We start from the raw sequence: 12,159 nt of genomic DNA on the forward strand, positions 1-12,159 counted from the left end.
TGTAGTTTTCATACAGTCCTTACTTTCCGAAAACATTATTTATTTTCAAATATATAATCACACTTTTGGCATTGCACCATTATGTGTTCAGAATCTTCTTTGTGATATGCCCCTGACCAGTGACAAATACTTTGAAGTATTGGAACTACTGATTGTCCCTTGTGCGTCAAAGTGTATTCTACTCTGGGAGGAATCTCGTCGTAGGATTGGCGGTGTACAATTTCATCAGCAATCAGCTCTTTCAATGTAGCTGACAGAACAGCATCAGTAATATTCATCATTTCTTTTCTTAAGGAACTATATCGCAAGATTTTCTTTTCAGCTAATACACAGATGATACGTGACTTCCATTTTCCACCGAATATTTCCAGTCCATATTCAAGAGGGCAGCGAATATCTTTTTCTAATTTAGGTTGATACATTTTTTTCACCTCCATTTATAAATTATAATTCTAATACTCTAATGCAACAAGTTGCTATTAAATTTAATAGTAACTCAATAATTTGCTTATATCTTTTGGAGAATGAGTGTGAAGAATATAATAAATCTATGCTTAAGCTATTATCAAATAAAGGAGGAATTTATATGAATGAAAAAGTAATTAAACTATTTAAAGAACAGATGTGGTATCTAGCAACCTATTCAACTGAGCCAAATGCTGTACCTGTAGCATTTAAGAACGTGACAGATGATGGTAAGCTGGTAGTTGGGGATGTATTTTTGGAAACTACATTAAACAACATCAGAGCAAACGGAAAAATTGCGGTTTCAGCCAGTAACACATCCACAATGGAGGGGTATCAGATTAAGGGTACTGCTCAATATATTACTGAGGGACCAATGGTTGACACATTTAAGAACGTAGTTTCTGATATGTTTAAGGGAGAACTTACTGCAAAGGGTGCATTGATTATTACTCCGGAGAAAGTTATTGTCACTACTCCTGGTGCTAACAATAAAAATGAACTCTAATAGCATTTACATTACGGTTAGTTGACTGACACTTTCATAAAGAAAAAAATCGTTCTTAGTGCAGAGAAGTTTCTGCACTCTAATATTTTACTTGCGGTGGTTTTGTGATATCAGAGCCGCCGTTTATTTTTATTTTTAAACCAATAAATAATAAAAAGATATATTGTAAATAAAATAATACATATATTAAAAACAACATGATAAATGCAACACTTTTGTTGAAAAAAAGTATTGGACAAAAATTTCATTCTAATTGCAAGGCGAATAAATTAGTATAAAGTTGATAATTGACGAATACTTTTTGTAGACATACTCCTAAAATATAATTAAAATGTAATTAATGGTAAATTATTCGTTGAGATATTCATTTGAAAATAAACTAATAGTAAAAAAATTAACAATACAAAACTTAATGATACAAATATATTAATAAAATGTTTCTATAGAATGGGCTAAGGTATCGAGGCTTAATAGGCTGAAAGGAGATATAATGATGTATCAAAAATTCAAGGACAGAAAACCGTTAGAAACAATTGAAACGGCAAGAAGAGCACTATCAAATTGGGGAGTTTTTGTGACTGAAACATGGTTCGATAGTTTTCATGGACTATATTCAGTAGCATTAGTGGTGGATGGAACTGATTTCTATACATGCGGGAAAGGAACAGATAAGATATATGCACTGGCAAGTGCTTATGGTGAGATTATGGAAAGATTGCAAAATCTCGCCTTTTTTAGATTTAAAGGGAGAAGTCTTTTAAAAGATAATTGTAAATATAACGATGATTCTTTTGTTGAGAAACAGAATGATGATGTTATTTATTCTAATTTATCTTATTGGATAAACTGTGTGCAAGGAGAGACTGATGATAAAATACTTGAAAAAATGCAGCAGTTTAGTTATTCATCAGGAGAGTATATTAGATATGAAAGATTTCACAATATTCAAAATGATGAAGTGATAGCCCTACCTATAGATATTGTAGATCTTTATTATGGTACCAACGGAATGGTGGCAGGAAACACTAAGGCGGAGGCTTTTGTCCAAGGAATATCGGAAATTTTAGAAAGGTTTGTAATCAAAGAAATTATAGAAAAACATATTACACCACCTACTATTACTACTGAGGTTAAAAATAACATGCCAGATGTTATTAATTGGATAGATGCAATTGAGGAAACTGGAAATTATAAAGTAGAATTAAAGGATTTCTCTCTGGGGAGAGGGATTCCAGCCATTGGTCTGGTTCTGTACAACTGTAAGGATATTTCTTACTTTGTAAAAGCTGCTGCACATCCATCACTTGAGGTTGCTGTTGAGCGTTGTTTTACAGAATTAATGCAAGGTAAAAAGATTGAAGATTTCGAAGGGATGACACGGGGAAGTGATTTCTTAAAAGAAGGTGGCGATATTGATAATTTTATAGAAATATTTGTAGATAGTTCAGGTCGATATCCGTCAACATTTTTTGTGGGAAATCCATCATATGAGGGAAGTTTTGAGAAGAAATCTTATGTTGATAATCAAGAGATGCTATTTGAATTGATTTCTTTGATTAATGATTTAGGTCATTCTATTTTTGTGAGAGATGTAACAAAGTCTGAGATATTAGCTTATCGTATTTTAGTTCCCGGGATGAGTGAATTATTCAATGTTATGGATCCGGTGGTGATTGAAGATTGCATTGATTATGAAAGGCTTCGAAATATCATACAATTTAAGTTACATGACATATCTACTGATGAAGCTTATTTTGTGATTGAATTTCTAAAGAAAAAAAACTATTCTGAAAATCACACTCTTGACATCTTTATTGATGATATTAAGCTTACTGATGATAATATTTACTCCATTGTTTCCATAAAATTGTTCATGTGTCTTCTTTATATCAAAGTTAATGATCTTGAGAATGCTCTTCTATGGATGAGAAAATATAATGAGACGCTAAATCCTTCTGACCCAAGTAGTAGGTATTACTATTGTTATGAATTATACTTGGCTTTAAAAATTGAACATGATAACAATCAGCACATTAGTCAATTGTTATACTGCTATTTTGATGAAGAAATAGTTGATGAGGTTATGAGTGATGTAGATAATAACCCTTTTGAATATTTCTATCCACTAAATTGTAGTAATGATTGTTTGAACTGTGAATATTCTGCAATGTGTAAATGCAAAAATGAAAAGACTATATATAACTTAATAAGAAAATAATTGTAATAGTAGATTGAATTTAATGTTATTTTTAGTAGTACAAGCTTAAATTTAATCAAAATTAATATAAATATTAGGAGTGTTTAATTGCTTTGATGAAACTGGTATAGGATTCTACTTAAGATTTTAACTTAGGATATATACAAATTAATGATGTATATATATCCTAAAGGGAGAAAACTTACCATTTCAATAGATATAAATGTAGCAATGATGCAAGCTATATAGTATTCATCATGCTATATAAAAAGAAAGGAGGAAACCAAATGAAAATTATCAAAGTTAAGAGTAATGTAGTTAAGAAACCAGTTATCGTACCAAACAACTGTGGCGTGCATAAGAATCAAGCTACAACAATGTAAAGTAATAGTCTTTTATTGATACATTCTCAAACATGAGAGTATCATCGTCAAAGTTTTGATTACTATATTTATTTCCATGATTTTACAATAAGCTATTTATGGTGATAAATTAAAACAATAGTGAAATAAATAGACGATACAGTATGTATGGGTTTCATATAGTGCTTTTTACAAAATTTTATGTTGAGTTACTATATAGAGATTTTGAGCACTTATAAATTAATAGTAATGCAAAAGACACAATGAGTTATACGCTTACTATTTATTTAAATGGAAATCCAATCAAAAAGAAGACTTAGCAACTACTGATTAAGTAGTGACTAGGTCTTCTGATGTTTTGAAATGAATGTATTATTATAGATTTAAATTAATACAATGACAATTGGAGGTGCGAAAATGATATATGAATTTCCAGTAAATACATCAAAATACTATTTTGATGGCAATTCCTTGACGTTATATAAAGATTCATTTGAAAATGTTCAGGAAATGCCTAAATTTTACGAAATGGCAGATAGAACATTAGGGAAAGCACTATTTCTAACAACAATAAATTGTAATGGAAACTGTGCTTATTGTTATGAAAAAGGAGATTTTTTTGGAGAGGTAAGTCCTATTATGAGTGAGGAAGCTGCGGATAAAGCAGTTAAATACTTACAAGATAAATATGATAAAATATCTAAGGTTAGCTTTTTTGGTGGAGAACCCATTTTGAATTTTAAGATTATTAAACATATTGTGGAGCAACTTGAAGCTAATTTTATTATTGAAAATTATGATATTGTAACCAATGGTGCATTAATTGATGATGAAATGATTAGTTTTTTTGAAAAATATAAGTTTAATATAACAATAAGTGTTGATGGTCCGAGTTTCATTCATGATACACTTAGAGTAAATTGCCTACATCATAAAATAATTAGTGTTATAAACCGATTAAAAGAAACTGCAATTTCAGATAAGGTTAAACTTAATTGCACATTGACAAAATTTCATCTTGACAATATAAGTAGAGATGAACTTGCTACGTATTTTGAAAGCTTGGGAGTTGAATACTATATTTCTGAAGTAGCAACTGAAATAGATTGGCTTAAAATAAAAGATAATCAAGATGAAGAAAAAGATATTGAAAAGTATATTGATGAATCATATAGTAAGATTTATAAAAATGCACCAAATAAGAATATTAGTATCTTTGTAAAGGCAATAATTGAGTCGTTATTACATGGTATATGCTTTGATGACTTTTGCTGTGAGTTGAGTAAAGGATTTCTAGAAACCTTTGACACCGATGGGAATCGTCACCCATGTGTAAGTTTAATTAAATATGATATTAATGATCCATTGGTAAGGGAATGCAACAATAAAAACAATAAGGTATGCAATGAATGTTGGGCAAGAAATATATGTAGAGACTGTGTAGCACAGTATATTTCAGGTAAAGCAGAACGCCCATACTTAACAGGTATTTGCTATATGAAAGAACATTATGAGTATTCATTAAGAAAAATTGTAGAAATTCTTGAAGAATCAGAAGAAAGATTTCAACGCATAATTGACAATTATGAGCATTTTGCTTAATTTAGATTTTAATAATGAATTATAGGCTATAGAAATTTATTATAATCGCACATGTGACTATTAAGCACTAAAATATTTTAGGGGGATAATTAGATGTCAAATTTTAACTTGTTCACAAAAAAGACACTCGGGATACTTGATATCATTCGCATTCCTATTCATTACTGTCCCTTTTATTCTATTTCAATTGCAGTTGTTAGTTTTTTCAGTGGTGTAGTTCCAACACTTTCATTGCTAGCTGTTTCATACTTCATCAATTCTTCAATCAGATTTTTTACAGAAGGTTCAGGGGCAGCTCATATAAAGTTATCTGTATTGGCAATTGTTTTATGTTCACTGTATTCGAGTTTGTCTCCTTTATTATTAGAGTATCTTAATACTAAGCTTGAAAATATTTTAAGAGAGAATTTTTTTATTTCTTTAATAGGAAGGGTTGCATCACTTAAATATGAATATTTTGAGGATGACCAGAGTTTAGACTTAATATCTAGGGTTTCTAGACAACCTGAGACTCAATGTGTTAAGTCTTATGGACAGGTTTTGGGAGCATTTAGTCTAATACTTAAGATTCTAGGAATTATGGGTGTGCTTCTATTTAAGGTTGCGTGGGCGGCATTAGCAATTGCATTTATAGCAATACCAACATTCCGTATTGCGATAAGAGGCGGTAAGGAAAATTATGAAGCGAATCGAGAGTCTGAAAAACATATAAGGAAAGCTGGGTACCTATCAGAAATTTTGATAGGAAGAAATGCTGCTAAAGAAAGAACTCTTTTTAACTACTCAAAGAAGATTAATGATTCGTGGCATAAGCAATACGAAGTTGCTAGGAATCTCAAGTTTAAAGCCAGTTTAAAATGGTTAAAGGAGTCTGAAATTGGTGGAATTTTAACTTCCTTACTGATAGCGGTTATTATCTTAATTCTTGTGTTTCCGCTGAAAAGAGGTTTATTGTCTATAGGACTATTTATTTCTATTGTTAATAGTACGATATCGCTAATTCCAGATTTGGCTTGGCAATTGCCGGAGTATACTGAAGCAATAGCTCAATCCAAAGAATACTTAGAAGATTTTACGAGTCTATTGTCATTAAAGTATAAGAATGAGTACTTATGCGTTTCATCAGAGAATAGAGTTTTAGTGAATCGCATAGAATTTAGGAATGTAACATTTCGATATCCAGGAACTAAACGCGATGTTTTAAAGAACCTTAACCTTGTTATTGAAAGCGGAAAGCATTATGCTCTTGTTGGAGCTAATGGTTCAGGAAAGACAACAATCACTAAATTACTAACAGGATTGTATGAGGAATTTGAAGGAGATATTCTTATTAACAATATTTCAATCAAGATGTACAGCCAGGAGGAATTAAAATCCATGTTTGCTGTGGTATATCAAGATTTTGCAAAATACGAGATTTCTTTGAAGGATAATATTACATTAGGAAATGTGAATGGTTATAGCACTCAACGTTTTCAAGAAGCAATTGAAGAAAGTGGATTAATTGAGTTAGTACAAGAACTACCTAGAGGCATTGATAGCTATATTGGAAGAATTATAAAAGATAGTCTTGATTTATCAGGAGGACAGTGGCAACGAATTGCAATGGCAAGAACACTGGTAAGTAATGCATCGTTGAGAATTTTAGATGAACCAACGGCAGCACTAGATCCAGTAAGTGAGAGTCGGCTTTACGAGAACTTTGAAAAAATTAATCATGGGAAGACAACACTTCTCATTAGTCATAGATTAGCTTCAACGAAACTTGCAGACGTTATATATGTGATTGAAGACGGAGCTGTAAGCGAGCATGGTAATTTTAATGAACTAATGACGAAAAATGGTTCTTATGCAGAAATGTTTCATAGTCAGAGGAGGTGGTATGAGAATGAAAACTAATAAAAAATCTTCCTTCCTTACAATTGTTCAGGCCTTTCGGAAAGTAGTTGGTGCCTGTCCAATGTACTTCCTATTTATTTGCATTATTGACTTGCTATTGGGTTTAACACTTGCCCTTAATACTGTAGCACTTGACCGCTTTTTTAACGTTATTGGTAAATATATTACTGGTGAAGCAATGTTAGCAAGAATAATTGGTTCTTTTATATTACTTCTTCTTTGCATTTTAGCGAACCCAGTATTGAATGGAATAAGTACAGTTTTTGGTTTGGATTATGAGCGTAAAGTTACAGGAAAACTTGAAAAATTGTTTAATCAGAAATGTGCCATGCAGAAAACAGCTTGTTTTGAGGACACTTCTTTTTTAGATGATATCAATAAGGCTCATGAAGGTGTAAAAAATAGTGTATCACTTATAACAGGAATTGTGGATACTACACTTATCTACATACCATACTTTATGATTATAGGTATTTACCTTTATAGGTTAAAACCAAATTTAGTTATAATTATCTTTCTATTTTCTCTCCCTGTTATGCTTTCTCAAATGTTTAAAAGTAGATTATATGCTCGACTTGAAGATAAGGCTGCACCGTTACGTAGAGAGTGCGAGCATTATGAGGAATGCATCATTGGAAAAGAAAAGTTGAAAGAAACAAGATTACTAGGAGCATATAATTTCTTTATTAAGAGATATAAGAATAAATTAGAAACACTGAATGACGAAATTATTAATACTCAAGTTAAATCAATAAGAATTGAGCTGTTATTTAAAATTTCGGCATTATTGGGACATATACTTACACTTTTATTGCTTATTAAGTATCTTTTTGACGGTTCTATTTCAGTAGGAAATTTTGGTGCTGTTTTAGCTTCAACTGGAATGATTATGAGTATGCTAGAACAGATGATTTGCTACATAATAGGAAACGCAATGAAACGGATTGGTACTGTTGATAACTATCTTAAATTTATGAATATAAAAGAACAAGAAGAAAAGAAAATCAACTATAAAAAAGCTCCACAAATTGAGCTTAAGGATGTTTCCTTTAGCTATCCAGGAAGTAAGCTAGAGGCTATCTCAAATGTGTCTATTAAATTTGAGAGTGGCGAAATCGTAGCAATTGTAGGAGAAAATGGTGCTGGAAAAAGCACATTAACAAATCTAATTTCAGGAATTTACTTGCCCAATAAAGGTGGCGTATATTTTAATGATCAAGATACAAAATCATTAGACCATAAAAGCTTGATGAAAAATATATCTAGTATATTCCAAAATTTCCAACGATATAAGATGACATTACAGGATAATATTATTATAAGTGATACATCAACCACTGTGATAAATCAATGTGTTGAGAACTCATTAAAAGAAGCTGATTTAAATGTGAATTCCAAAGTATTTCCACAAGGTACAAATACAATGCTTTCACGAGATTTTGATGGGGTGGACCTTTCAGGAGGGTATTGGCAAAGAGTAGCCATCGCAAGAGGTTTTTATAAGCAACATAATATGATTCTTCTTGATGAACCTACTGCTGCCATTGATCCAATAGAAGAATCTAAATTATATATGAAATTTATCGAGTTCTCAAGAGGAAAAACATCTTTCATTGTTACGCACCGACTGGCTCTAACTAAGATGGCAGATAAAATAGTTGTTATGGACAAAGGTAAAGTTGTTCAGATAGGAACTCACAAAGAATTAATTAGTATAAATGGAAAGTATCAAGAATTGTATAATTCCCAAAGTAAGTGGTATATAGAAAGCTAATCGTAATTAATAGCAATATCACAAGTGTTTTATTGCTTAGATGAAACTGGTATAGAATTCTCCCTTTGATTTTATTTTAGGATATATCCAACAAAGGAGAAAACTTGCCATTTCAATAGATAAAGATGTAACAATAATGTAGGTTATAGGGTATGCAACTTGCTACATCAAAAAGAAAGGAGGGAACAAGATGAAAATCATTAAAGTTAAGAGTAACGTTGTTAAGAAGCCAGTTATAATGCCAAGCTCATGTGGAGTACACAAACAGCAAGTTTCAACAAAGTAAAGTTGTAGCTATGTTAACAAGTAAACACATTTAGAACCTTGAGAAATCAGGGTTCTTTTTAAGTGCAAAAAGTTATAAGTTTTCAAAGACATAGTAAGGAAACAATGAAAGTGATATAATAAAGCGAATGAGTATGACTTTTGAAGAAGAATACGTGAAAAAGCATAACAAGAAGAATTAAGATTGAATCTTTAAGAAGATAAATTAGAGGAGGATACATAATGAAAATTTCAAAAGAAGATGCGTTGATGTGGTTTGAGTTTTTTGCCATGCTGCCAGAGGATGAGGAGCTTATGACAAAACAGCAGGAAATCATATACGCTACCTTTGCACAAATAGAGGAGTCAATTGATCATAGAAATAATATCTTGATGTCAGAAATTAAAGACTTAAAAACTCTAGGGAATAGAACTTATTTTGTGGGAAATGAAAGAAAGTTTGCAATGGGATGCCGTTCTTGTCTTATGGGAACTGGCTTAAGTGCAATTAGAAAAACAAACAAATGTAACATAGAGTGTAAGTTCTGCTATAACTATGGAGAATTAGAGGATCAGCCTCCTATAGGTGAAGGTATGTGGGAAATCGGAGGTACAAAGTTTTATGATAAGGATATAGATTTACTTCTTTCCATCCATAAGAAGCCTACTGGGGTATGCTATGTTTATTTAGAGCCTTTTATGGAAATTGAAAAGTACTATCTTGTTATAAAGAAGTTTAGTGAGGCAGGGGTTCATCAACATTTATATACCAATGGTACTTTAGCTACGGAAGAAACCTTGAAGGATTTAGCAGAAGCTGGTCTTGATGAGATAAGATTCAACCTAGGGGCAACTAATTGTGCAGATAAAGTTATAAAAAATATTGGACTTGCTAAAAAATATATTAAAAATGTAGGGATAGAAACTCCAATGACTCCTGAGTTTTTTGAAGGATTTTTTGAGAAAAAAGAAGCAATTTTAGACACAAATCTGGATTTTATAAATTGTGCAGAGCTACATTTAAATGAGAATAACATACACAATTATGAAGGCGAAAACATGTATATTTCCAGACATGGCTATATTTCTCCAACTTGGAGCAGAGAATTAACTCTTAAGTTCATGAAAATAGCTGAGGAGGAAAACTGGGATTTAGCAGTTCATGATTGCTCAAATCATACAAAATTTGCGAGAAATTTAAACTTGAGTAGCAAAGAAGGTAAGTGGTTCGGAGCTAGTAGCTATGGCTGTGAGTTTTCAAGGATACCATACGAAGTATTTTTACCAATACTGAAGGATGATAACTTCAAATTTTTATGTGAAGAAGAACTGCCTGAGGGCTATAAAGTAGGAGAGCTGTTTTTTTAATTAGATAAATGGAGTTTATTAAAATCATATCAATGGTTTGAAGCCCTAGAGTGTATTTATGCACACTCTAGGGCTTTTGTGGGTGGAAATATATTTATAACATTGGTTGATGGTATTCGGTTTTCAATGGTATGTAAAGATTATTATCTTGAGAATCATATTTCAAATATGAAAGCTTTTAGAGAGCAGTATAAAGGTAAATTTATATTAGAAGTAACTATTCTAAAGGGCTATAACGATGATGAAGAATCCATACAGAAACTAAAAAGTGTTATTAAAGAAATATCTCCTAACAAGGTAATTATTGAAAGATTAGAAGGTGAAAGATTTAAGAAAAAACTTGGTATATCTGATGAAAGATTTGAGGGAATTTCAAATTCATTACTAAATATTTAACAATGCTCAGATTTAATATAAATAATAAATATTTTAAGAGAATCCTAAATGTAAAAAGGATTCTCTTAATTTTTAATAAGTATTAAAAATCAGTAAGAATATTATGGATTAAGTTGTGTCATTAATTCTTAAAATATGTACATTTATAGTAAATAATGGTATTATATTATGAAGCGTTGTACATATAAAGTTACTAATTCATACGAAAAAGGAGTAAATATAATGAGCGATGGATGGAATATAATAAAGAACAATAATGATATTGAGATTTATTAAATGGATATTGTGGCTTTCATGATTCTTGTATCTGTAAAGTTGACTATATAAGTGGTGCAAGCGTTAATGAAGAAAGAACAATGACAGGTTGTAGTGCTGAAACTTCAAAATTGAAGGTTAATTTTCAAAGCCAAATGGTATTGAAAACTCTTCAGTTACAGTTTATTGGTTTGCGTCGTATGAATTTAATAGGATATGAAAAAAACTATTTTAGTGATATTACATCATGTTATTTATCTATGCATGAGGGATATATACTTTGGGCTAATAATGATTGGTTTGATCCAGAAGCTCCTTGTGAAAATAAACTTTTAAATGAACCTATGGATACATTTATTGTAGCAGATAAGTTGCAATGGAGATTTATAGATGACAACAAAAAAGGTTAGAAGAGTAGGTAAAAGAAAGAGTATGGGGTGGAAATGTTTTTTCTGATTCGGAATTGCGAAACTTAAAGTATCCACCTTTGAAAGATTTTTAGAAAACTTTTTATATAAAAGGAGGAAAAAATGTTTTTTAATAATATAGAAACAGATAGATTATTTCTTAAAAACATATCCAGTGATGACAGAGATTTTATATTTAGCGAATTTTCAGATGATGTAGTTAATAGATACCTATTTGATGCTGAGCCATTAACTGATGTTGAAGGTGCAGATGAAATTATTAATTTTTATACACAGCAGGAACCACGATTACAGAATCGTTGGATTATAATAAGAAAATCAGATGGGATTAAAATGGGTACATGTGGGTTTCATTGTTGGAATCACACAGAGTATAAAGTGGAAATTGGTTATGATCTTAAAGAAGAATTTTGGGGAAATGGGTATATGCAAGAAGCAATTAAAGAAATTATTACATTCGCCATAAGAAATATGAATATAAAAGAAATAAGTGCATGCATTTATATTGACAATAAAAGGTCAATTAGTCTTGTTGAAAATCTTGGATTTGTTTTATCTGGTTCAACATATGAATTATTTAGAGATAAAAAATATTTGCATAATATATATTCCCTTTATCTAACCAATTTAACATAATCTAT

The 12,159-nt window shown here is 30.9% G+C and carries 10 protein-coding genes; 9 read left to right on the plus strand and 1 reads right to left on the minus strand.

What is annotated here, in order from left to right:
* Positions 1-35 precede the first annotated feature (35 nt).
* Positions 36-422, minus strand: coding sequence for a helix-turn-helix domain-containing protein (locus B2S02_RS12510; RefSeq protein WP_346846376.1), 387 nt, complete (start codon positions 420-422; stop codon positions 36-38).
* Between the two features lie 41 nt (positions 423-463).
* Between B2S02_RS12510 and B2S02_RS12515 the strand changes: the two genes are divergently transcribed.
* From B2S02_RS12515 to B2S02_RS12555, 9 genes are all read left to right on the plus strand, one after another.
* Positions 464-973: a pyridoxamine 5'-phosphate oxidase family protein gene (locus B2S02_RS12515; protein ID WP_346846377.1), complete on the plus strand. Its 510-nt coding sequence runs from the start codon at positions 464-466 to the stop codon at positions 971-973.
* Between the two features lie 493 nt (positions 974-1,466).
* Entirely contained in the window at positions 1,467-3,191 is a 1,725-nt protein-coding gene (locus B2S02_RS12520; protein ID WP_346879267.1) for a YcaO-like family protein, read from the plus strand.
* Between the two features lie 758 nt (positions 3,192-3,949).
* Positions 3,950-5,134 carry a radical SAM protein gene (locus tag B2S02_RS12525; protein ID WP_312654270.1) on the plus strand — a complete coding sequence of 395 codons (1,185 nt, stop codon included), beginning with the start codon at positions 3,950-3,952 and terminating at the stop codon, positions 5,132-5,134.
* A gap of 348 nt (positions 5,135-5,482) precedes the next feature.
* Positions 5,483-7,033, plus strand: a complete 1,551-nt coding sequence (locus B2S02_RS12530) for an ABC transporter ATP-binding protein (protein ID WP_346920820.1) — start codon at positions 5,483-5,485, stop codon at positions 7,031-7,033.
* Complete coding sequence (locus tag B2S02_RS12535; RefSeq protein ID WP_346920821.1) at positions 7,023-8,807, plus strand: ABC transporter ATP-binding protein; 1,785 nt, start codon at positions 7,023-7,025, stop codon at positions 8,805-8,807. The genes B2S02_RS12530 and B2S02_RS12535 overlap by 11 nt, the downstream gene beginning before the upstream one ends.
* Positions 8,808-9,314: 507 nt before the next feature.
* On the plus strand, positions 9,315-10,439 hold the full coding sequence (locus B2S02_RS12540; RefSeq protein WP_346920822.1) for a radical SAM protein: 1,125 nt from the start codon (positions 9,315-9,317) through the stop codon (positions 10,437-10,439).
* A 78-nt stretch (positions 10,440-10,517) separates the two neighbouring features.
* Complete coding sequence (locus B2S02_RS12545) at positions 10,518-10,835, plus strand: hypothetical protein (protein WP_414632893.1); 318 nt, start codon at positions 10,518-10,520, stop codon at positions 10,833-10,835.
* A gap of 356 nt (positions 10,836-11,191) precedes the next feature.
* On the plus strand, positions 11,192-11,500 hold the full coding sequence (locus B2S02_RS12550; RefSeq protein WP_312654259.1) for a hypothetical protein: 309 nt from the start codon (positions 11,192-11,194) through the stop codon (positions 11,498-11,500).
* A 120-nt stretch (positions 11,501-11,620) separates the two neighbouring features.
* Positions 11,621-12,154 (plus strand): GNAT family N-acetyltransferase, encoded by a 534-nt coding sequence (locus tag B2S02_RS12555; RefSeq protein ID WP_312654257.1) that lies wholly within the window; start codon positions 11,621-11,623, stop codon positions 12,152-12,154.
* Positions 12,155-12,159: the final 5 nt, after the last annotated feature.

This window comes from Clostridium sp. UBA7339, from assembly GCF_002470865.1.
In the GTDB taxonomy this organism is placed as follows: domain Bacteria; phylum Bacillota; class Clostridia; order Clostridiales; family Clostridiaceae; genus Clostridium_J; species Clostridium_J sulfidigenes.

Coding starts and splice junctions, on each gene's coding strand:
- B2S02_RS12510 (WP_346846376.1), bottom strand. CDS start 422: ATGTATCAACCTAAATTAGAAAAAGATATTCGCTGCCCTCTTGAATAT.
- B2S02_RS12515 (WP_346846377.1), top strand. CDS start 464: ATGCAACAAGTTGCTATTAAATTTAATAGTAACTCAATAATTTGCTTA.
- B2S02_RS12520 (WP_346879267.1), top strand. CDS start 1,467: ATGTATCAAAAATTCAAGGACAGAAAACCGTTAGAAACAATTGAAACG.
- B2S02_RS12525 (WP_312654270.1), top strand. CDS start 3,950: ATGATATATGAATTTCCAGTAAATACATCAAAATACTATTTTGATGGC.
- B2S02_RS12535 (WP_346920821.1), top strand. CDS start 7,023: ATGAAAACTAATAAAAAATCTTCCTTCCTTACAATTGTTCAGGCCTTT.
- B2S02_RS12540 (WP_346920822.1), top strand. CDS start 9,315: ATGAAAATTTCAAAAGAAGATGCGTTGATGTGGTTTGAGTTTTTTGCC.
- B2S02_RS12550 (WP_312654259.1), top strand. CDS start 11,192: ATGACAGGTTGTAGTGCTGAAACTTCAAAATTGAAGGTTAATTTTCAA.
- B2S02_RS12555 (WP_312654257.1), top strand. CDS start 11,621: ATGTTTTTTAATAATATAGAAACAGATAGATTATTTCTTAAAAACATA.